Source organism: Actinoplanes sp. NPDC049265 (assembly GCF_043197135.1).
In the GTDB taxonomy this organism is placed as follows: Bacteria; Actinomycetota; Actinomycetes; order Mycobacteriales; family Micromonosporaceae; genus Actinoplanes.
This window is the reverse complement of record NZ_JBICSP010000003.1, coordinates 399,812-422,821: the sequence shown is the minus strand read 5'-3', so window position 1 is coordinate 422,821 and position 23,010 is coordinate 399,812. Positions and strand designations below refer to the sequence as shown.

12 protein-coding genes are annotated in these 23,010 nt (G+C 73.9%); 9 read left to right on the top strand and 3 right to left on the bottom strand.

What is annotated here, in order from left to right:
* Positions 1 to 301: 301 nt before the first annotated feature.
* From ACGFIO_RS11700 to ACGFIO_RS11685, 4 genes are all read left to right on the top strand, one after another.
* Positions 302 to 1,756 carry an FAD-linked oxidase C-terminal domain-containing protein gene (locus ACGFIO_RS11700; protein ID WP_392825268.1) on the top strand — a complete coding sequence of 485 codons (1,455 nt, stop codon included), beginning with the start codon at positions 302 to 304 and terminating at the stop codon, positions 1,754 to 1,756.
* Entirely contained in the window at positions 1,756 to 3,135 is a 1,380-nt protein-coding gene (locus ACGFIO_RS11695) for an FAD-binding oxidoreductase (RefSeq protein WP_392825266.1), read from the top strand. The genes ACGFIO_RS11700 and ACGFIO_RS11695 overlap by 1 nt, the downstream gene beginning before the upstream one ends.
* The gene (locus tag ACGFIO_RS11690; RefSeq protein WP_392825264.1) at positions 3,135 to 4,511 is read left to right on the top strand and encodes a (Fe-S)-binding protein; all 1,377 of its coding nucleotides are present in this window, start codon (positions 3,135 to 3,137) and stop codon (positions 4,509 to 4,511) included. The genes ACGFIO_RS11695 and ACGFIO_RS11690 overlap by 1 nt, the downstream gene beginning before the upstream one ends.
* A gap of 66 nt (positions 4,512 to 4,577) precedes the next feature.
* Positions 4,578 to 14,969 (top strand): hypothetical protein, encoded by a 10,392-nt coding sequence (locus tag ACGFIO_RS11685; RefSeq protein WP_392825262.1) that lies wholly within the window; start codon positions 4,578 to 4,580, stop codon positions 14,967 to 14,969.
* Here the strand turns inward: ACGFIO_RS11685 and ACGFIO_RS11680 are convergent.
* The gene (locus ACGFIO_RS11680; RefSeq protein WP_392825260.1) at positions 14,908 to 15,234 is read right to left on the bottom strand and encodes a putative quinol monooxygenase; all 327 of its coding nucleotides are present in this window, start codon (positions 15,232 to 15,234) and stop codon (positions 14,908 to 14,910) included. The two genes, ACGFIO_RS11685 and ACGFIO_RS11680, sit on opposite strands and share 62 nt — an antisense overlap.
* 61 nt (positions 15,235 to 15,295) lie before the next feature.
* Between ACGFIO_RS11680 and ACGFIO_RS11675 the strand changes: the two genes are divergently transcribed.
* Together ACGFIO_RS11675 and ACGFIO_RS11670 are read left to right on the top strand one after the other, a co-directional pair.
* Positions 15,296 to 16,537, top strand: a complete 1,242-nt coding sequence (locus ACGFIO_RS11675; RefSeq protein ID WP_392825257.1) for an EAL domain-containing protein — start codon at positions 15,296 to 15,298, stop codon at positions 16,535 to 16,537.
* A gap of 51 nt (positions 16,538 to 16,588) precedes the next feature.
* Complete coding sequence (locus ACGFIO_RS11670; RefSeq protein ID WP_392825255.1) at positions 16,589 to 17,956, top strand: cytochrome P450; 1,368 nt, start codon at positions 16,589 to 16,591, stop codon at positions 17,954 to 17,956.
* On the opposite strand, the gene ACGFIO_RS11665 is transcribed toward ACGFIO_RS11670, so the two are convergent.
* Positions 17,901 to 18,500, bottom strand: a complete 600-nt coding sequence (locus ACGFIO_RS11665) for a TetR/AcrR family transcriptional regulator (protein WP_392825253.1) — start codon at positions 18,498 to 18,500, stop codon at positions 17,901 to 17,903. The two genes, ACGFIO_RS11670 and ACGFIO_RS11665, sit on opposite strands and share 56 nt — an antisense overlap.
* A gap of 163 nt (positions 18,501 to 18,663) precedes the next feature.
* Between ACGFIO_RS11665 and ACGFIO_RS11660 the strand changes: the two genes are divergently transcribed.
* Entirely contained in the window at positions 18,664 to 19,413 is a 750-nt protein-coding gene (locus ACGFIO_RS11660) for a hypothetical protein (protein ID WP_392825251.1), read from the top strand.
* A 146-nt stretch (positions 19,414 to 19,559) separates the two neighbouring features.
* On the opposite strand, the gene ACGFIO_RS11655 is transcribed toward ACGFIO_RS11660, so the two are convergent.
* Positions 19,560 to 20,078, bottom strand: coding sequence for a substrate-binding domain-containing protein (locus tag ACGFIO_RS11655; protein WP_392825484.1), 519 nt, complete (start codon positions 20,076 to 20,078; stop codon positions 19,560 to 19,562).
* Positions 20,079 to 20,875: 797 nt separating this feature from the next.
* Here ACGFIO_RS11655 and ACGFIO_RS11650 point away from each other — a divergent pair.
* Both ACGFIO_RS11650 and ACGFIO_RS11645 read left to right on the top strand, forming a co-directional pair.
* Positions 20,876 to 21,160 carry a hypothetical protein gene (locus ACGFIO_RS11650; RefSeq protein ID WP_392825249.1) on the top strand — a complete coding sequence of 95 codons (285 nt, stop codon included), beginning with the start codon at positions 20,876 to 20,878 and terminating at the stop codon, positions 21,158 to 21,160.
* 145 nt (positions 21,161 to 21,305) lie between these two features.
* On the top strand, positions 21,306 to 23,000 hold the full coding sequence (locus ACGFIO_RS11645; protein ID WP_392825246.1) for a heme peroxidase family protein: 1,695 nt from the start codon (positions 21,306 to 21,308) through the stop codon (positions 22,998 to 23,000).
* The last annotated feature ends 10 nt before the right edge of the window (positions 23,001 to 23,010 follow it).

Below are 23,010 nucleotides of genomic sequence, written 5' to 3'. Positions count from 1 at the left end.
CTTCCGATGGCGGCTCGCCGGCCGCTGAGTGCGTGCGTCAGAAGCGGTCCGAAGTGGACCTGAGAACAGGCTGTGTCGAGTGTGTTACGTCTGGCCGAGACGCTATCCCGGTCCAAAGTGAAAAGAAAGACTGCCTAACGAAGAAGTTGTTGATCCAGATGCACAACTTTCATCGATTCAGACAAAAGTATCCGTAGTCGCCGCGTCACGGTTAGGTTGGGGTCGGTGGTAGCCCCCGGGCCGCATCCGCTGCACGGACACCGCCCCGGGCTCCCACTGACCGTGGGACCAGGAGGGTGTGATGATCAACGATCTGGCCGCCCGGCTGCGCTCGCTCCTCGGCGCCGAGCGGGTGATCAGCGACCGGCAGCGGCTGCGGACCTACGAGTGCGACGGCCTGGCCCTGTACAAGGTGATCCCGGCCCTGGTCGTGCTGCCGCACACCGCGGCCGAGTGCGCGGCGGTGATCCGGGCCTGCGCCGACGCCGGCGTCCCATGGGTGGCCCGCGGCTCCGGGACCGGCCTGTCCGGCGGCGCCCTCCCGCACGCCGACGGCGTCCTGCTGGTCACCTCCCAGATGCGCGACATCCTGGCCGTACGCCCGCAGGACGAGCGCGCCGTGGTCCAGCCCGGTGTGATCAACCTGGACGTCAGCAAGGCCGCCCGCCCGCACGGCTACTACTACGCGCCCGACCCGTCCAGCCAGCAGATCTGCTCGATCGGCGGCAACGTGGCCGAGAACTCGGGCGGCGCGCACTGCCTCAAGTACGGCTTCACCACCAACCACGTGCTCGGCGCCGAGGTCGTCACCGCCGACGGCGACCTGGTCCGGCTGGGCGGGGACGCGCCCGACACCCCCGGGTACGACCTGCTCGGCGCGTTCGTCGGCTCGGAGGGCACGCTGGGCCTGGCCACCGAGGTGACCGTACGCCTGGTGCGGCTGCCGGAAGCCGTGCGTACCCTGCTCGCCGGTTTTCCCTCCACCGACGAGGCCGGCGCCGCTACCTCGGCCATCATCGCCGCCGGGGTGGTGCCGGCGGCGATCGAGATGATGGACATCCTCGCGATCGAGGCGGCCGAGGCGGCCGTGCACTGCGGCTATCCCCAGGGCGCCGGCGCCGTGCTGGTGGTCGAGCTGGACGGCCCGGCGGCCGAGGTCGAATCCCAGTTCGACCAGGTCGTGGCCCTGTGCCGGGCCAACCAGGCCGGCGAGATCCGGATCGCCGCCGACGACGCCGAGCGGGCGCTGATCTGGAAGGGCCGCAAGTCGGCGTTCGCCGCCGTGGGCCGGATCAGCCCCGACTACATCGTCCAGGACGGCGTGATCCCGCGGACCGCCCTGCCCGAGGTGCTGCGCCGGATCGGCGACCTGGCCGCGGCCAAGGGCGTCCGGGTCGCGAACGTCTTCCACGCCGGCGACGGCAACCTGCACCCGCTGGTCCTGTTCGACGACGCCGTCGAGGGCGAGGCCGAGCGGGCCGAGGACGTCTCCGGCGCCATCCTCGACATCTGCATCGAGCTGGGCGGCTCGATCACCGGCGAGCACGGCGTCGGCATGGACAAGGCCCGGTTCATGCCGCGCATGTACACCGCCGCCGACCTCGACACCATGCAGCTGGTCCGGTGCGCCTTCGACCCGCGCGGGCTGGCCAACCCGGGCAAGGTCTTCCCCACCCCTCGGCTGTGCGGCGAGGTGCCCGGTCGGCACAAGGGCGCCCATCCCTTGGCGGAAGCCGGTATCGCGGAGGTGTTCTGATGGCGCTGGCCGACCTGACCCGCCCGGCCGGCGACGACGACGTGGTCGGCGGCGTCCCGGCCCGGCTGGTCGCCGCCCCCGCCACCACCGCCGAGGCGTCCGCGCTGCTCCGGGCCGCGGCCGGCCTCACCGTGGTGGTGCGCGGCGCCGGCACCAAGATCGACTGGGGTACGCCGCCCCGCACGCTCGACCTGATCATCGACACCCACCGCCTGGCCGGCGTCCGCGAGCACGCCGCCGGCGACCTGATCACCGTTGTCGGCGCCGGCACTCCCGTCGACGACCTCGACCTGCCCGGCCAGCAGCTCGCCCTGGACTCCCCCGTCCCCGGCGCCACCGTCGGCGGAACCGTCGCCGCCAACATCAGCGGTCCCCGCCGGATGCTCTACGGAACCGCCCGCGACCTGCTGATCGGCATCGAGGTGGTGCGGGCCGACGGCACCGTCGCGCGATCCGGCGGCAAGGTGGTCAAGAACGTCGCCGGGTACGACCTGGGCAAACTCTTCACCGGCGCGTACGGGACCCTCGGCCTGATCACCGAGTGCGCGTTCCGCCTGCACCCGCTGCCCGCAGCGGCCGCCTTCGTCACCGCCGCCGCCCCCTCCCCCGCCGCCGCCGGGCGCCTCATCGCCGCGGTCCTCTCCGCCCAGGTGGTCCCCTCGGCGATCGAGATCAACGCCCCGCCCGGCGCGGACGTCGAGATCGCCGTCCTGCTCGAGGGCACCCCCGACGGCGTCAAGCACCGGGCCGAAGCCGTGGCCAAGCTCTTCGCCACCTCCCTCCCGCCGCCCTTTGCTCTGAGCACACCGATGCATCAGTCGGCGCCGGCCTGGTGGAACACCTATCCGTGGGCGGCCGGCGGGGTCGGGCTCAAGCTCACCGCCCCGCTCTCCCGGGTCCCTGACCTGCTGGTAGCCGCCCGCGCGGCCGAGGTGCCGGTTACCGTCCGAGGCTCGGCCGGCACGGGCGTGCTCTACGCCGCGGCGGGTGATGCACCGATGTGCTCAGAGCAAAGGGGTGATGCACCGGTGCGCTCAGAGCAAGGAAGTGATGCACCGATGTGCTCAGAGCAAGGAAGTGATGCACCGGTGTACTCAAAGCAAGAAGGTGATGCACCGGTGTACTCAAAGCAAGGAAGTGATGCACCGGTGTGCTCAGAGCAAAGGGACCTCGGGGCGATCGGTCGGAGCGTCGCGCGGCTGCGGGAGGCGGCGGTCGCGGCGGGCGGCCACGCGGTTGTCCTCACGGCGCCGGCCGGGCTGCGCGAGACGCTCGACCTGTGGGGGCCGGTGGACGGGCTGGAGCTGATGCGGCGGGTCAAGGCGCAGTTCGATCCGGCCGGGATGTTCGCGCCGGGCCGGTTCGTGGGAGGGATCTGATGGCCGACATCGACGCCCCGCGGGGTGCGCTCGGGGAGACCGGTGGGGTGCCACGGGACGTGCTGGGGGCGGTGCGGGCCTTCGACGACGACCACCCGCCGGCCCGGGAGCTGATCTCGGACTGCGTGCACTGCGGGTTCTGCCTGCCGACCTGCCCGACCTACGTGCTGTGGGGCGAGGAGATGGATTCCCCGCGCGGGCGGATCCACCTGATGTCGCAGGGGCTGAACGGGGAGCCGCTGAGCCCGAGCATGGTCGGGCACTTCGACAACTGCCTGGGCTGCATGTCCTGTGTGACGGCGTGCCCGTCGGGAGTGCGCTACGACCGGCTGATCGAGGACACCCGGGCCCAGGTCGAGCGGCGGCACCCGCGCGGTGCGAAGGAGCGGGCGCTGCGGAAGGCGATTTTCGCGCTCTTCCCGTACCCGAGAAGGTTGCGATTGTTGCGCGGGCCACTGCGGGCCTATCAGGCGACCGGGCTGCAGCGGCTCGTGGCGCGGACGGGACTGCTGGAGCGACTGGCGCCGACCCTGGCGACCCTCGATTCACTGGCGCCCCGGCTGCGCCGCGTGCCCGCGCCGCCAAGGCTGGTGCGGGCGCGCAGTCCGCGACGGGCGGTCGTCGGGATGCTGACCGGATGTGTGCAGCGGGCGTTCTTCCCGGACGTGAACTCGGCGACCGTGCGGATCCTGGCCGCCGAGGGCTGCGACGTGGTGCTACCGCCCTCGCAGGGCTGCTGCGGGGCACTGAGCGTGCACAACGGGCGCGCGGATGAGGCCCGGGAGTTCGCGCGGCGGCTGATCGACACCTTCGCCGACAGCGGGATGGACTACTTCGTGGTCAACGCGGCCGGGTGCGGGTCGTCGCTGAAGGAGTACGGGGTGCTGCTGGCCGACGATGCCGCGTACGCCGAGCGGGCCGCCGCGTTCGCCGCCCGGGTGCGGGACCTCTCCGAGCTGCTGGTCGAGCTCGGCCCGGTGGCCGAGCGGCATCCGCTGCCGATGACCGTGGCCTATCACGACGCCTGTCACCTGGGGCATGCCCAGGGCGTACGCGCACAGCCCCGCGCCCTGCTGACCGGCATCCCCGGCCTCGAGCTGCGCGAGATCGCCGAGCCCGACATCTGCTGCGGCTCGGCCGGCGTGTGGAACGTCCTCAACCCGGGCCCGGCGGCCGAACTGGGCGCCCGCAAGGCCGGCAACGTGCTCGCCACCGGCGCGGACCTGCTGGTCACCGCCAACCCGGGGTGCCTGATGCAGGTGGCCGCGGCGGTCCGGCGGGACGGCGGGAGCATCGCGCTGGCGCACACCGCGCAGGTGCTGGACGCCTCGATCCGGAACCTGGGCCCGGCGCAACTTGTCAGCCTAGGCCGCTGACCGGAGGATCCGGGGCGCTTCGCCCGATCTGACACCTCCGAGAGAGATGCGAATTACCTTCGCCTCGTGGCGACAGGTCTCGCGCCGGGCGTCCGGCGCATCGCTCTCGGAGTGACCGTCCTCCTGATCGTCGCGTTGACCGGGCCCCCGGCGTACGCGGCGGTCGGCACCGTCAGCACCACCGCCCAGGGCCTGCGCGGCAACGTCGCGCTGCTGTCCCTGATCAACGTCCCGCTGACCACGCCCCAGGCGACCTGGACCACCGGCGGCTCCCAGCAGACCCGGCCGACCGTCGGCGCCGGCGTCCCGGGAGTCCTCGACGTCGGCGCGATCACCGCGACCGCCGGGCCCTCCGGCACGGGCGGCACCGCCACCTCCGGCACCGCCGGGCTCAGCCTGCTCGGCGCCGTCTCGCTCGACGCGATCAGCACCCAGTGCACGATGAACGCGAGCACGATCAGCGGCGGCCTGGACGCCGCCAACCTGAAGCTGCTGGGTAACACCGTCAATCCCGGCCTCGGGCTCGCTCTGAACGCCCCCGGCCTGCTCAGCGCCACCCTCGGCGCGCAGACCGCCACCTGGAACAGCGGCACCGGCCGGCTCGACTACGGCGTCCGCGGCCTGGACGTGCAGCTGCTCAACGGCGGGCTCGGCCTGGTGGCCGGCGGCAACGTGGTGATCGCCGAGTCGACCTGCTCGGGCATCCTGCGGCTGGGCACCGTCAGCACCACCGCCGCCCAGGTCACGCCGGGCCGCTCGGGCACACCGAAGGTGACGGTCACCAACACCGGCGACATCGCCGCGCCCAACACCACGATCCGCGTACCGGCGCCGCCCACCGGCTGGACCGCGGGCACCGCCACCACCACCGGCGGCGGCGACTGCACCACCACCTCGTCGTTCATCACCTGCACGGGCGTGACCGTGCCGGGTGGCGGCTCCGTGGTGGTCAGCCTGCCGGTCACGCTCGCGTCCTCCGGGGCCGCCGCGGCCGGCTGGGCGCCGACCGGCACCCAGATCTCGGCGGTCAGCACACCCGTGGCGGCCGTCACCGGCACCACCGTCGCGGTCACCGGCAACGGCACCCTGGCCAGCGCCGGCCCGGCGGTCACGGACTCCGGGTCGATCACCGTGAACGCGATGAACGTGGCCGCCGGCAAGAGCGGCCAGACCACGCTGACGGTCGGCAACGACGGGCCGTCCGACGCGACCGGCGCCACGGTCGCAATCCCGATCGGGAACCGGCCGGCCGGCGTCTCGGTGCAGTCGGCCACCTACAACGGCAGCGGCTGCGCGGTCACCGCGGCCACCCTCACCTGCACCGGGGTGTCCGTACCGGCCGGCGGCACCGCCGCGATCACCATCCGGGCCGCGGCCACCACGACCACACCGCCGCTGACCACCTGGGACCTGGCCGGCGTGCAGACCACGCTGAACGGCACCGCGGTCAGCGGCGGCGGCCGGCTGCTGACGGTCAGCGACCCCGACGTCAACCTGGACAACGGGGTCACGGTCACACCGGCCACGGCGGTGCCCGGTGACGGGGCCGCGACCCCGACAATGCGGATCCGCAACGTCGGCATCATCCCGGCCACCGGCACCACCGTCACCGTGGCCGCGCCGCCGGCCGGTTACAGCATCGGCGCGGTGACCACCAGCAACGGCACCGGCACGTGCACCACCTCGGGGGCCGTCACGTGCACCGGGGTGACCGTACCGGCGATGGGCGCGGTGACCGTCTCGATCCCGGTCACGCTGGGCTCGGCGGTCACCGCCGGCTGGGCCGGCGCGGTCACCGCGACCAGCGGCGACTCGACCGGCACGGCCTCGGGCCCGATCGTCACGGCCGACCCGCGGTGGACGCTCGGCGTCACACAGACCGGCCCGGCGGCGCGGACCGTCCGGCCCGGCCAGCCGACCACGATGCGGGTCGAGGTCACCGACCAGGGCCCGTCGGACGCGGTGAACGCCGCCTTCGTCATGGTGGCGCCGCGGTCGACCCAGTTCTCGTCGCCGCTCACCGGCACCGTGCAGCAGCTGTGCCAGCCGATCGGCCCGACCGCGCTGCGGTGCACGCTGAGCAAGCAGGTCGGCGACCCGGCCACCGTGTTCCTGTTCCCGCTGGACGTCTCGGCCCAGGCCGACCCGGCCGGCCCGCTCGACGGCGGCTGCGTCAGCCCGGACGACAACACCACCTGCGGCGACGCCGGGGACCGGGCCTCGCCGGCGATCCAGCTGCGTACCCCGCTGACCGACCGGATCACCGTCACCGCACAGCCGGCGACGATCGTGCCCGGCACCGCCGGCTTCGGCCGGGTGACCGTGTCGTCCAGCCAGGACGAGACCGGGCTGGCGCTGACCGTGCCGATGGCCGGCCTGCCCGCCGGTTTCACCGTCGACGCGGCGACCGTGCCCGGCGGCTCCTGCGCCACCGGCACATCGGTGGTCTGCACCGGCGTCGACCTGACCGCCGGGCAGAGCACGGACGTGCGGATCCGGGTGGCCGTCGCCGCCGGCGTGACGCCCCCGCGGACCTGGACGGCCACCGGCATCGTCCTGGACGACGGGGTGGAGGCCGAGTCCTACAACGGCACCCTGGCCACGGCCGGGAACCCGGCGTACGACCTGGACGCCACGGTCACCCTGCCGCCGGACAACACGGTCGAGCCCGGCGACCCCACTGTGGTCAAGCTGGTCGTGACCAACAACGGCCCGTCCGACGCCCCCGCCACCACGTTCACCGTGACCGCGCCGGACAGCACCACCTTCGGCACGCCGCTGCCGGCCGGGTGCACCGCCGACTCGGCCACCGTGGTCCGCTGCCCGGTGACCCTGGCCGCCGGCGCCGGCACGCCCGAACTCGAGCTTCCGCTGCTGGTCGACCCGGCCGCCGACCCGGACGTGCCGCACGGCGGCGGTTGTGTCGAGCTGGACGGGCAGCCCGGCTGCGACCGGCCCTACGGGCCGCTGATCCTCGAGGTCGGCTTCGACCGGCAGGTGGAGCTCAGTCTCAACCCGGCGACCGTGACGCCCGGGGCCACGGCCACCGCGTCGGTCGGGGTGACCGCCACGCACGGCCGGCAGGACGGGCTGACGGTCGTCGTACCCCTCGCCGGCCTTCCGCCGCAGCTGTCCGTGACCGCGGCCGCGGTGGCCGGTGGCACCTGCGACGTCTCCGGTGGTAACGCCACCTGCGCCGGCCTGGACGTGGCCGACGGCGGCACCGGCGTGGTCGAGCTGACCGTCGCCGCGCTCCCCTCGGCCGCTCAGGGCGTGGCCTGGGACGCCACCAATGTGACGGTACACAAGGGATCCGACGCCGAACCGATCAGCGGTCGCCTGGCCGTCACCGGCCCGCCGGTGCACCCGCTGGGCGCGACGATCACCCCGCCGGCCACCCCGCTCGAACCCGGTGACACCGGCACGCTGCGGGTGACCGTCGACAACCTCGGCCCGTCCGATTTCCCCGGCGCCGCCTTCGGCGTGTTCGCCCCGACCGGCGCGACCTTCGGCACCCCGCTGCCGGCCGGCTGCACCGCGGCCGGCCCGATGCATGTCACCTGCACCTTCACCATCACGACGGCGCAGGCCCCGGTGCCGTTCGACTTCCCGCTGACCGTGGACAACAACGCCGACCCGGACAACGGCCCCCTGCGCGGCGGCTGCGCCGACCTCGACGACAACGGCTCCTGCGGTACGGGCGACGAGCCCAACCCGGACATCCTGCTGACCACCCCGCTGGACCGGCGGCTGACCATCACCCCGGTGCGGGCCGACATCGTGCCCGGCACCGCCGGGACGGCCCACATCACCCTGCGCTCGGACCGGGCCGAGGACGACCTGACCGTCACCGTCCCCACCGCCCTGCCGGCCGGCTTCGCCGTCACCGCGGCCTCCTTCGCCGGCAACGCCTGCACCACCACCCCGGCCGAGGTCACCTGCTCCGGCGTCGACCTGGCCGCCCGTACCGGCGCGAACGTCGACCTGCGGGTGACAGTGGCCGGTTCGGTCGCCGCCGGCGTCCCGTGGGACGTCACCGGCATCCGCGTCGCCGCCGCCCCGGACGACGACGCCACCGCCGACGGCCGGCTGGCCCTAACCGTCGACCCCGACTACCGGGTGACCGCGACGGTCACCGTCCCACCGGACGGCACGGTCGAGCCCGGCGACACCACCAGTCTCACCCTGGTCGCCGGCAACCGCGGCCCGTCCGACGCCCCGGCCACCACGTTCACCGTGTCCGCGCCGGCGCAGACCACCTTCGTCGCCCCGGTTCCCAGCCCGTGCGCGCCGACCGGCCCCACCCTGGTCACCTGCACGGTCACCCTGGCCGCGAACGCCACCACCGGCCCGGTCGTGCTGCCGCTGAAGGTCGCCGACGACGCCGACCCGTTCAGCCCGCACGGCGGCGGCTGCGTCGACTTCGACCACGCGCCCGGCTGCTCCGGCACCGGGGACGGCCCGATCGCCGACCTGTCGCTCAAGGTCCCCTTCGACGACCAGGCGACCCTGACCGCCGGCACCCAGTCGATCACGCCGGGCACCGCCCGGACCACGACGGTCGAGGTCACCGCCGCCCACGGCGACCAGGACGACCTCACGCTGACCGTGCCGGTGACAATGCCGGCCGGGCTGTCCCTGACCCGCCTCACCGCGCCCGCGGGAGTCGCCTGCGCCTCCGACGGCACGACAGTGACCTGCACGAACATCGACCTGACGGAGGGTGACACGGCCGCCGTGGCGTTCCAGGTGGCCGCCGCGCCCGGCGCCGCTCAGGGCATCGCCTGGGACGCCACCGGCATCGCGCTGAGCAACGGCACCGCCGACCCGCCGGTCACCCTCGACGCCCGCCCGGCCGTGACCGGCCCGCCGGTGCACCCGCTCGACGTCACCGTGACCGCGCCGGCCGGCCCGGTCCTGCCCGGCGGCACCGGCACCGCCACCGTGCGGGTCGACAACCTCGGCCCGTCCGACCACCCGGGCGCCGCCATCGGCGTCATCGCCCCCGCCGGGACCACCATCGGCGAACCGGTCCCGGCCGGCTGCACCCGGGTCAGCACCACCCGGATCACCTGCACCCTCGACATCACCGCGGCCCAGGCCCCGGTCACCCTGGCCGTCCCGCTGACCGTCGACGCGGGCACCAGCCCCGGCGGCCCGCTCGGTGGCGGCTGCGCCGACGTCGGCGACGACGGGGCCTGCGGCGGCACCGACGACATCCGGATCTCCGGGATGTACGTCGCCACCCCGTTCCCCGCGCAGATCATGGTGTCGACCAGCCCGGCCACCATCGCGCCGGGCACCGCGGGCACGGCCGGCGTGGTGATCACCACCGACCCGGCGCAGACCGGCCTGACGGTGCGCATCCCGCTGAGCGGCAAACCGCCGGCGATGACCGTGACCACCCCGGCCGGGTGCACCGCCGACACCACGGCGATCACCTGCACCGGCGTGAGCATCGCGCCCGGGCAGAGCCACACGGTCACGCTGCCGGTCGCGGTCGCCGCGTCCGCCCCACCCAACCTGGTCTGGACCGCGACCGGCATCACGGTCACCGACGCCGACGGTGTGCCCGCCCGGATCAACGGACGACTGGTCACGACCGGCCCGGCCACCTACCACCTGACCGCGACCGTCGCCGGTCCGCCGGACCGCACCGTGCTGCCGGGCGGCACCGCGACGATGACCGCGACAGTCGGCAACACCGGTCCCGCCGACGCGACGAACGCACCGGTCAGCGTCCGCGCGCCGGTCGGCACCACCTTCGGAACGCCGGTCCCGGCCGGCTGCACGGCAGGCCCGGCCAACGTGCTGACCTGCGCGGTTACCCTGCCCGCGAACGGCACCCGGCTGACCTGGGCGCTGCCGGTCGTGGTGCCGGACTCGGCCGACCCGGCCGTCGCGCTCACCGGCGGCTGCCTGGACCTGGACGGCGACAACGCCTGTGGCGGCCCGGCCGACGTGGCGCTGCCGGACATCCTGTTGCGCTCGCCGCTGGGCGACGTCGTCACGGTCACCGCGACCGATCCGGTGGTCACGCCCGGGCGCTCGGCCCCGGCGCGGCTGCGGTTCACCGCGAGCGCGGACCGGCTCGGCAGCACGCTCACCGTCGACACCGGCGAGCTTCCCGCCGGGCTGACCGTCGGCGATCCGTCCTGCCCGGGTACGGGCACCACCATCACCTGCGCCGGCGTCGACCTGCGGGCCGGGCAGGCGTACACCCTGACCATGACCGTGACGGCCGCCGCCGACGCCGACGTGGCCTCCTGGGTCCCGATGATCACCCTGGCTCAGGGCGGCGAGACCGGCTGGAAGAAGCTCGAGACGGCCACCGTCGGCGGGCCGGAGACCGCGTTGACCGTCGACGTGGCCGTGCCCGCGCCCGGGACGCTGGTCCCGGGCGGCACCGGGGACCTGGACGTGACAGTGGCCAACGCCGGCCCGTCGGTGCTGCGCGACGCCCACCTGGCGTTCCGGGCGCCGACCGGTGCCACCTTCGGCACGATCACCGCGCCGGGCTGCAGCCGGACGTCGGACACGGTCGTCGAGTGCTCGTACGCCACCCTGACCGTCGGACAGCGCACCTTCAGCCTGCCGATCGTCCTGTCGGCCGGCGCCCTCCCGGGGGTGCCGGTCGGCGGCGGCTGCGTGGACGAGAACGACGACCAGCGGTGCACCTTCCCGCCCGACACCGGCATCCCGCCGTTCGTGCCCGGCATCGCCCTCGGCGCCCGGATCAGCGCGGCCACCGACCCGGTGACCGTCACGCCCGGCCTCAGCGGCACCGGCGCGGTCGTCCTCACCGCCACCGGGGCCACGGCGACCAGCGATCTGACCGTGACCATTCCCCGGGCCGCCCTGCCCGGCGGCTTCACCGTCACCGGCACCGGCCCGTGCGCCACCACCGACACGGTCATCACCTGCACCGGCGTCGACGTGCCGGGCAATGGCTCGGCGCGGCTGCCGGTCACCGTCCGGACCGACCCCGCTCTGGCCGCCGGGGTGCGGTGGACGGCCGAGGGCATCACGGTGGGCTCGGCCGACGGGCAGAGCGCCCGGTTCGACGGCACCCTGGCCAGCACCGGGCCGCCGGTCGCCCCGGTCACGTACCAGGTCACCACCGGCCCGGCCGTCGTGGTCGAGCCCGGTGGCACGTACACGTCGACCCTGACCGCGCACAACGACGGCCCGTCCACCGCCGCCGGCGTGACCGTCGCCGTGCTGGCGCCCAGCTCGGCCACCTTCGGCCCGCTGCCCGCGGCCACCGCCGCGGTCTGCGCCCGGTCCACCGGCAACACCCGGCTGAACTGCGCGTTCACCCTCGCGCCGGACGCCGGCGGGGCCTACCAGCTGCCGATCGTGGTGAACGCCGACGCGACCACGGCGCCCACCGGCGGCTGTGTCGACCTGGCCGGCGACGGCGCCTGCGGCCAGGGCGACCCCGGCCTGCCCGGCGCCGGCTTCCGGCTCCGGCTGGGCGACGCGGTCACCGTCACCGCCACCGGCACCCACCTGGTCCCCGGCACCGGCGGCAGCACCACGATCACCGTGGCGTCGGCCGACGGCCGCACCGGCCTGAGCGTGGCGATCCCGGTCGGCGGCCTGCCCGCGGGCGTCACCGTGGGCACGGCGAGCTGGAACAACACCGCCTGCCCGATCAGCGGCGGCGCGGTGCGGTGCACCGGGGTCACCGCCGGCCCGGACGCCCCCGCCGCGATCGTCGTCGGCCTGAGCGCCGGGCCGGACGCGGTCGCCGGCGGCTCGTGGCGGCCCGCCGTCACCGTGGCCGAGGACGCCGCGTCGATCGCCCGTACGGTCACGGCGATGACCGTGGCCGACCCCAGCGCACCCGTCACGGTGGCCGTGACCGGGCCGGCCGCCGGCACCCTGCTGCCCGGCGGCACCGGCGAGATGAACGTCACGGTCACCGACGCCGGCCCGTCCAACGCCCGCGGCGTGGTGGTCCGCTTCATCGCCCCGACCGGCACCACGTTCGCCGCGCCGGCCCGCACCGGCTGCGTGCTCGCCGCCACCACCCGCGTCGACTGCACGATGGACGTCCCGGTCGACGCGCCGCAGTCGTTCGTGCTGCGCTTCCAGGTGCCGTCCAACTCTCCGTCGGGCGGCACGATCACCGGCGGTTGCGTGGACGTCGACGGCGACCGGCTCTGCGCCTTCCCGCCGGACACCCGGATCCCGGCCGTCACGCTGGGCGAGACGCTGCCCGCGATGATCCAGGTCAGCACCGACCAGGGCGGCGTGACGCCCGGCGGCTCGGGCTCGGGCCGGGTCGTCCTCACCGCCACCCGCCCGCTGACCGGCCTGCGCGTCGTGGTCCCGCTGAGCCTGCCGGCCGGCTTCGAGCTGACCGGATTCGCCGGGCCCACCGGCGCCACCTGCGTCCGCGGCGCGACCACGATCACCTGCACCGGCGTCGACGTCGTGGCCGGGGTCAACACCGCGGTCACGCTGACCGGCACGGCCGCGTCGTCGCTGCGTGCGGGCGTCAGCTGGACCGCCACCGGGATCACCGTGAGCCGCACCGGGCAGAGCGCCACCCAGATCGGCAACGGCCCGATCCTGACCACCGGGGACCCGGTCGCCCCGCTCACCCTCACCGCCGCCGGCCCGGCCGGCGGCGTGGTCCCGGGCGGGAACACCACGATGACGGTCACTGTCGCCAACCCGGGACCGTCCGACGCGGACGGCACGACGGTCACGGTCGAGGCCCCGGAACTGCTCGGCTTCGGTACGCCGACCGGCACCACCGCCCGGTCCTGCACCCGCGGCAACGACCGGCTGATCACCTGCACGGTCCGGCTGACGGCCGGCTCCACGCCGCTGAGCTGGGTCTTCCCGCTGACCGTGTCGACCTCGGCGACCGACGGGCAGTACGTCGACGGTCCGTGCGTGGTGGACGGCTCGGCGCGTACCTGCACCGACCCGATCTTCGTGTCGCAGTTCGCCAATCAGCTCCCGGGCACGGTGACCTTCGGGTTCGGCCCGGCCACGATCCGGCCCGGCCGGTCGGGCACCGGCACGGTCACGCTGACCTCGGTCGACAACCTCGACGGGCTCACGCTGAGCATCCCGCTGGCCGACCTGCCCGCGGTGTTCACCATCACCGGCCCGCCGGACGGCTGCGTGCTGTCCGACGAGGCGATCACCTGCGCCGGGCTGTCGATCCTGGAGAACGTCCCGCTGGAGATCCCGATCGCGCTGTCCGTGTCGCCGTCGGCGGGGACGGGGGTGAGCTGGTCGCCGTCGGAGATCCGGCTGTTCCGCCCGGACGCCGAGACCGACTACGTCACCGGCTCGGGCATGATCGCCTCGACGTCGGACCCGGAATACACCGTGTCGGTCCAGATCGGCACGCCGAGCGTGCCGTCGCCGGCCGCCGGGCAGACCACCGTCCTGCCGGTCACGCTGACCAACGAGGGCCCGTCGGACGCCAGCCCGTACGTCGTGTACTTCGTCATCCCGACCGGCATGACCACCGGCACCCTGCCCGGCGGCTGTGCCGCCACCGGTGGCCGGACCGTGCGCTGCGAGGTGGCGACGATTCCGGCCGGCGGGTCGGCCGACATCGGCATCCCCCTCAGGGTGAACCCCGGCCTGGCCACCGGCACCGTGCTCGGCGGCGGGTGCGTCGACAACGCCACCGGGCAGGGCACTGTGGACGGCGCCTGCGAGAGCAACGACGACACGCTGGTGCCGGACCTGACCGTGGCCGCGCCCGACGTCGACCTCACCATCTCGATCCTCGACCCCGAGCCGAAGGCGACGAGCGGTGGCACCGTTCGGCTCGCGCTGCCCTACTCCAACGTCGGCAACACGAGCGCGTCGGGGGTCCGGTTCCTGGTCGACCCGCCGGCCGGGGTGACAGTGGTCAAGGCCGAGATCGTGCCCGACGCCGGCGGGATGAGCCTGGCCGCGGTGCGGGCGGCCGCGTCCGCGCAGGACACTGTGACCGCGACCTGCGTGAGCGACCCGGACGGCGACGCCAACGCGGTGGTCTGCACCGGGCCGGACGCCCCGGTCGCCGCGTCCAGCCTGCTCTACCTGACGCTGGCGGTGGCCAAGGGCGCTCCGGCCGGCACCGTGCCGGTGTCGGTGACGATCAGCACGACCAGCCCGGAGGGCGTGACGGTGAACAACACGGTCACCGCCGATCTGACCATCGCGGCCGCTCCGGCCACGGTGTCGCCGACCGCGACAGCGACCGCCACGGCGGCTCCCGCGCCCGATCACGGCGGCGGGAACAACGGCGGTGGCAGCGGGTGGCTGCCCCGGACCGGTCAGAACATCATGAGCCTGGTGCTGCTCAGCTTCCTGCTCGTGCTGGCCGGTGTCGCCGCCTGGGTGGCGGCGCGCAAGCAGCGACCGGTGGCCGGGCTCAGCCCGGAACCGCCATCTCGCCCAGCTCCGACCAGTCGTCCTGATCAATCGTCTGACTGACGATCTTCGGGGTGGCCACGAGGTGCGGCGGCAGCTCCCGCTGGGCCCGCTGGAAGTGCGCGGAGGTGACGTGGGCGCTGCCCGCGTCGCCGTCGCGGAAGGCCTCGACCAGGACGTATTCGCACGCGTCGTCGAGGCTGCGGGACCAGTCGAACCACAGGCAGCCCGGCTCGGACCGGGTCGCCTCGGTGAACGGGCCGGCGATCCGCGGCCAGTCCTCGGCGTACTCGGGCTTGACCCGGAACTTGGCGGTGATGAAGATCATCGGTGGTCTCCCTCGGTCGGAGACACGACCTTAACCTCAAGGCCGGCCGCCGGCTGCCGACATGACTGAGGTGAGCGCCGTAAGCACGCGTCACGCCCTCGACGACATCCTGTCCGGCGGCGCGCTGTCGTGCGTCTTCCAGCCCTTCGTCGACGTCGATTCCGGCCGGACGCTGGCCTTCGAGGCGCTGATGCGCGGGCCGGCCGGCACCCGGTGGGAGGCGCCGCTGACCCTGCTGGGCGCCGCGCACGAGGCCGGGCGGCTCGCCGACCTGGAACAGGCGTCGCTGCGCGCGGCCCTCTCCGGCGCGGCCGAGATGTCCGCCGGCCGGCCGGTCACGGTGTTCGTCAACCTCGAGCCCAGCACCCTGACCGGGCACCTCGACCTGGTGCTGGCCGAGCTGGCCGGCCGGGCCCGGCACCTGCAGGTGGTGGTCGAGGTGACCGAGCGGGCGCTGGCCGCCGACCTGGCCGGGATCCTGGCCGCGGCCGAGGCGCTGCGGGCGGCCGGCTGTGGGATCGCGCTCGACGACGTCGGGGTGCAACCCGCGTCGCTGGCCTTCATCCCGCTGCTGCGCCCCGAGGTGGTCAAGCTCGACCTGGGGCTGCTGCGGACGGTCGAGGACCCGGCGACGGTCGCGGTGGCGGGAGCGGTTCGCGCGTACGCCGAACAGACCGGCGCCGAGGTCGTCGCCGAGGGCATCGAGTCACCCGGCGACCTGACCCGCGCCCTGGTCCTGGGCGCGACCCTCGGCCAGGGTTGGCTCTGGGGCCGCGGCGAACGACGGATCGACCCGGCCGCCTTCGAGCCGGAACGGTTCGCCGCCCGCCCGATCGGCACGGCGTTGCGTGCGACGCCGTACCAGATGATCGGGGCCGGCCGGCGGATCCGGCTGGCGCCCAAGCACCTGCTCGTGCCCGTGTCCCGGACTCTCGAACTGATGGCCCTGCAGGACACCGTGCCGCCGATGCTGTTCGCCGCGTTCGAGCACGCGCGGTTCTTCCCGCCGGCCGTGGTGCGGCGGTTCACCGAGCTGGCCGCCCGGCTGCCGTTCGTGGCCGCGCTGGGCGTGGGCATGCCACCGGACCCGGCGCCCGGCGTCCGCGGCGGCGCTCTGGCCGGCCACGACCCGCTGGCTCGGGAGTGGACGGTCGTGGTCCTCGGCGCACACACGTCGGCGGCGCTGATGGCTCGCGACCTCGGCGACTCCGGGCCGGACCGGGACCGCCGCTTCGAGTTCGCGGTCAGCTACGACCGCGGCCTGGTGACCGCGGCGGCGCACGCGATGGTCGGCCGCCTGTGACGGGTTTGCTAGGCTCCGGCCGAAGTTAACAGGTGTCAACTTCGAGGAGCCGTGCCTGTGCCGACCGTCGCCGACCTTCCCCAGCCACCCGGCCTGCCCGTGCTGGGCCACGCCCCGGCCCTGGCCCGCGGCGGCACCATGCACCGCACCCTGTACGGCTGGCGGGACCGGCTCGGCCCGACGTACCGGGTCCGGCTGGGCCCGTCCACCGCGGTCGTCACCGCGGCACCGGATCTGGTCGACACGATCCTCCGCGAGCGACCGGCGACCTTCCGCCGGGCCACCTACCTCTCCGACGTCATCGACGAGCTCGGCGGGCACGGCCTGTTCAACGCCGAGGGCAACGACTGGAGCCGGCTGCGCCGCAGCGCCGTGCCCGGGCTGAGCGTGACGTCGCTGCGGGACGCCTTCGGCACCATGGTGCGGTCGACCGACCGGCTGCGCGAACTCTGGGCGGCGGCCGGGCCGGGCGTACGCGTCGACGTCCTCGACGACCTGATGCGCTACACCCTCGAGGTCATCGGCGGCCTGACCCTGGGCCACGACCTCGACGCGGTCCGGCGGCCGCACGAGGACGGCCTGCACCAGCGCCTGCCGGTGCTCGCCTCGACGCTGGTCCGCCGGGCCTACAGCCCGCTGCCGTACTGGCGCTGGTTCCGGCTGCCCGCCGACCGGCGCGCCGACGCGGTCGTGGCCGAGACCGGCGCCCTCGTCGCCGGGCGCTACGCCGACGCCCGCCGGCGGATGAGCGCGGGCGAGGCACCGACCTGCTACCTCGACACCCTGATCAAATCCAGCCTCGACCACGACGAGCCGCTGACCGAGCCGGAGGCCGCCGCCGCCGTCATCAACATGCTGGTCGCGGGCGAGGACAACACCGCCGCCCAGGCCACCTGGGCGATCCACCACCTGGCCACCCACCCCGAGGTGCAGGCCAAGATCCGGGCCGAGACGGCCGAGGTCCTGGGCGACCGGGCCCTTCCCGGCGACGCGGCGTCGCTGTCCCGGCTCCGCTACGTCGAGGCCGTGGTCAAGGAGACGACCCGGGTCAACCCGCCGTCCCCGTACGCCATCATGGAAGCCGCCGAGGACACCACGCTCCCGGGCGGCGCCGGTGGCCTGCGCGTCGCCCGCGGCACCGTCTTCATCCTCCTGCTCGACGACGGCAGCGACCCGGGCCCGTTCCAGCCGGAGCGCTGGCTGTCGGACCCGCCGGCCACCTCGTCCCGGCCGTTCGGCGGCGGCCCGAGGTTCTGCCCCGGCCGCAACCTGGCGCTGATCGAGAGCATGCTGCTGATCGCCATGGTGTGCCACAACTTCACCATCGAGCCGGACACCTCCCGCGGCCCGGTCGGCGAGCGGGTCACGTTCGCGGTGTTCCCGACCAACGTCGGGGTTCGGCTGCGGCCGGTCCGGTGAAGCCCCAGGCGGTGAGCAGCCGCTCCAGCTGCGCCGCCGGCTCCTCGGGCCAGGGATGGGCCGGCTTGTGGAGGCGCAGCGAGATCACGCCGTGCAGGCAGGTCCACAGGTCGGCCGCGGTCAGCCCCGAGGTGTCACCCGAGGCCCGCAGGAGTTCGCCGATGCCGGCCAGCAGCGTGTCGGCCGCGTCGCTGCGTACGTAATCGGCGCCGAGCTGGTCGGCGCTCTCGAAGCGCAGCTGGTAGAGCCCCGGATTGTCCAGACCCCAGCGCAGATAGCCGTACGCGAGCAGGCGCAACCGTTCGGCCGGCGGCCGCCCCGCGTCGTCGGCCGCGGCCATCGCCGTCACGAACGACGCGTCGATGCTCAGCATCACGGCCTGGTTGAGGTCGCTCTGCGCGGCGAAGTGCCGGTACACCGCGGTGGCCGACACGTCGCAGGCCCGGGCCACCGCCCGCAGCGACGGGACGGCCAGCGACATCCGGGTCGACGCAAGCCGGACCGCGGCCGCCACCAGGTCGTCGTACAGGCCGTCCTTGCGCACCGGTCCACCATCCGTTCGTCCGTGGGGCTACCGGACGATAATCACAGGTCCCCCGCCGGCGCGGCCCGGCCGGTGGGGCGTGTCGCCGGCGGCCCTCCGACGGCCGGCCGGATTCCGGTTCCGGACAGCGAACCGACGCGGCCCGCCGTCCGTACTGAGGGGCATGACGACCGCACCGGATTGGGACGATCTGACGCTGGAGATGCCGGTCGCCGGGCGGAAACCGGACCCGCTGCCGGAACCCGAGATGCATCGCCCGCGGGTCCGCCGGCTGCTGTTCGCCGGGCTCGCCGTCGCGGTCGCCGTCGCCGGCGTGCTGATCATCGTCTCGGTCAACCGCGACGCACCGGCCGCGCCGCGCCGCGCGGCCTCGGCCTCGGCCTCGGCGATCGACGTGATCGGCGGGTCCTCGATCACGGTGCGTACGGCGGATCTGGGTGAGGACCTCTATCGGGTACGCCCGGCCGCCCGCGAGTCCGACGATCACGGCCGGATCCGGCTGGAGGTGCCCGGCGGCCCGGTCGAGCTGCTGCTCGCCACCGGCGTCGCCTGGGACCTGGGCATGCACGGACCGGCCGAGACCCGCACCGTCGACCTGGCCCAGGCCCGGGTCAGTACGGTCGCCCTCTACGACGGCGCGGCCCGTCTCGACCTGCGCCTGCCCCGCCCGGACGGCACCCTGGCCGTGCGGCTGACCAGCGGCGTCAACCAGTTCGCCCTGCACACCACCGGCGACGCCCCGGTCCGGGTCCGCGTCGGCAGCGGAGCCGGCCGCGTCGTCCTGCCCGGCCAGTCCCACGACGGCGTCGCCCCCGGCGCCCTCTTCACCCCCGACGACTGGTCCGGCGCCGGCAACCGCATCGACCTCGACGCCGCCGGCGGCATGGCCCAGCTGACCGTGTCCCCGGGCTGACCGGCCCGGAGCCGACCGGCCGGCCGGGCAACACCGTGCCGACAGTTCAACACTGTGCCGACCGGCCGACCGGGCAACACTGTGCCGACCGGCCGACCGGGCGACACCCGTGACGGGCGGTCAGCGGGACGACACGCGGCGGCCGGTCAGCCGGGCACGGTGACGGCCGGCGATCCGGATGCCGGGCCCGAGGGCGGGACGGCCGGGCGGCACAGCGCCGGGCTCTGCAGCTCGCCGCAGGGGCGGTTCCCGTGCGTACGCAGAATGTCGGCCCCGACCTGGTTGGTGAGGTAGCGCAGGAAGCTCGCCGCCGGCGAGGTGGCCGGCGGCTCCCCGTACGTATAGCCGTACTCGGTGTCCCAGAAGGGATATGCGCCCTGGTCGGCGGCCTCCGACGTGGCCGGGCTCTCGCCGATCGTCACCACCGCGACGTTCGCGCGCCCGGTGGCCGCGCCCAGCTCGCTGTAGCCCATCGCGCCGGGCTGCCCGGCCACCACGTCGAGCAGGTCGGCGGTGCTGGCCCGTTCGCAGCGCAGCGGACCCGCCTTGGCTCCCGGGTCACGATCGCGGCAGTCGTTGGAGTTGGTGCCCTCCTCGCGGACGCCGCCCAGGACCCGCTTCTGGAAGGCGGTGCGGGTGCCGGAGCCGGGGTTGCGGCTGACCAGGCGGATCGGGACGTCGTTGCCGTGTCCGTGCTGTTGCGCAGGAAGACCAGCAGCTGACCGACGACCAGCAGCATCAGGAAGCCGATCAGCGCGACGGTCCGCTTCGACGCGCCGGTCCGGGCCCGGGTCACCTGGATCTGGCCGCCGCCGACGCCACCCTTGATGCCGCCGATCACCACCGGGTCGTCGTAGACGCCGAGCCGGCCGTTGTGGTCGTCGCCACGTTCCAGCGCGGTCAGCACCTTGTAGTGGGCGTTGCGGTTGAGCGGGACCTTGGGCAGCTCGATCACGTTGTCGTGGACGGCCATGCCGGAACCGGGCGCGAACGCCGGGCGCAGGAACTCGTGGCTGAGCTCGGTGACCACCACCCCGGCGACCCGGCGGCCGGGGAAGCGTACGCGCAAGCCCACCTTGTCGGTGTCCAGCACCGCGTAGTCGTGCGGGTCGATGTTGGTGAAGCCGTTGTTCTCCACCCGCAGCAGGACCAGCGTCGGGTCCTCGAGGTCGTGACCGTCCATCTGCAACTGTTTGAGCGCGCCGGCCGCCTCGATCGCACCGGCCGCGTCGACCGCGGTGGTGTCCATCTGCACGCGGTAGCCGAGCCGCTTGCGACCCTTGATGACGAACTCGTAGAGAGCCGCGCCGACCGGCACCAGCACGCCCAGCGCGGCCAGCGCCACGCCCGACCAGACGTCTATCACCACGCCGAGGTTAGGCAGCACGCACAGGCCGTGCCACGTACGCTGAGACAGTTCAGCTTTTCTTCACCGGGCGTCCGCAAAGGAGGCGACGGCATAATGGATCTCGTGGCGAACTGGGAATACGCGAGGCTCGAATACCGCTCGGCCGGCACCTTCGGTGCGGACAAATTCATGGACTGGACGGCGACGTTCCACCACCCGGGCGGGGTGCTGCGGTGGGGTACCGACGAGCGGTTCGACGATCTGCGGCACCTCAACCGGGCCGGCGCGGCGGGCTGGCAGGCCTACGACCGGACCGCGATCCACGTCATCAACGAGCCGCACCGGCTGGCCGCGGTGACCTACTCGATGCGCCGCCCGATCCCCGCGCCTACGGTGTGAAACCCCGGTAAGGCGTCGGCAAACCGACAACCCGGTATCTTTCCCCGGCCCCCGGCCCTCCCTCCACACGGACACGGCCGAGGGGGACGTGTCCCGCCGGCCGCCCGCGCGGCGGCCGGCGTTCCTCGGGGGAAAGGTGCTCCGCGTGAAGCGTCACGTGCGCGAGAACTACTACGTGGTGGGCGAGGGCGTCCTCACCACCGGCGAGGACGGGGGGCGGGTCGAGCAGCCGACCACCCTGGCGGAGCTGCGCAAGTTCCGGTTCTCGCGACTCGGGCCGAAGGGCAAACCGCTCGACGAGCTCCTGCTCGAGAAGGTCGCTAAGGCCATGACGGTCAAGCCGACCGAGGCCGAGCCGGTACAGCCGGTGTCGTCGGGCCCGCCGGTCCCGGCCGGTTTCACCTATCTGGGCCAGTTCGTCGACCACGATCTGACCCTGGACAACACCGCGGCCGCGCTAGGGGAGCACGTCACGGTGGCCGAGCTGCTGCAGGGCCGGTCCCCGGCGCTCGATCTCGACTCGGTGTACGGGCGGGGCCCGGCCGACGCCGACGACGACCGGTTCTACGCCGCCGACAAGGCCCACCTGAAGGTCGGCATCACGGCCGCGTTCAACAACGCCAACACGCCGTTCACCAACGTCAACCTCAACGGCTACGACCTGCCGCGGGCCACCCAGGGCTCGACCAAGGCGGAACGGCAGCGGGCGCAGATCCCGGACGCCCGTAACGACGAGAACCTGATCGTGGCCCAGACCCACCTGGCCTTCCAGCGCTTCCACAACCGGGTGGTCGACCACCTGGCCGACCGCGGCGTGCCCAGCGCGATGCTGTTCAGCCGGGCGCGCGAGCTGGTGGTCCGGCACTACCAGTGGATGCTGCGGACCGACTTCCTGCCGCGCATCGTCGACGCGTCCATCGTGGAGGACGTGTTCACCAACGGGCGCAGGTTCTTCGAGCCGGTCCCCGGGCACGACGGCCCGTACCCGAGCCTGCGGTCCGGTGACACGCCGACGATGCCGATCGAGTTCTCGGTGGCGGCGTACCGGCTGGGACACAGCATGGTACGGGCCGCGTACGACTGGAACCGCATCTTCCGGCTGGGTGGCGGGACGCTGCGGCTGCTGTTCATCTTCAGCGGCACCAGCGGCAACTTCGACCCGGCCAACCCGAACGTCAACGACCAGGAGACCGGTCTGTTCGAGCGGCTGCCGACCAACTGGACGGTCGACTGGCGCCGGATGTACGACTTCGCGGGCGAGGCGGGCCGGGCCGACCTGGCCGGTCCCAACGGTTTCAACATCGCGCAGCGCATCGACACGCTGCTCGTCGACCCGCTGTCCACGCTGCCGTTCGGCGCGTTCGGCGGTTCCGGCCTCAAGCCCGACTCGCCGCGGCTCAACCTGGCCTTCCGCAATCTGGTCCGGGCCAACATGGTCAACCTGGCCACCGGTCAGCAGATGGCCGAGTTCCTGGGGATCGGCGCGCTGAAGAAGGACGAGATCCTGACCGGCTCGGGTGGCGCCAAACTCGACGCGCTGACCGAGAGCGAGAGGGACGCGTTCGCCCAGCGGACGCCGCTGTGGTTCTACATCCTGCGGGAGGCCGAGCTCAACGGCGGCCGGCTGACCGGGGTGGGTGGCCGGATCGTGGCCGAGGTGTTCCACCGGGCCATGGAGGGCAGCCGGGTCTCGATCGTCGAGGACCCGTCCTGGCGTCCGTCGCTCGGGCCCGACGCCTCGACGTTCCGCATGGTGGACCTGCTGCTGTTCGCCTTCGAGGGCAAGAAGGAACTCCTCGCCCCGCTGGGCGACGAGGTCGTCACTCCCCCGCCGGCGTGATCGGGAGGCC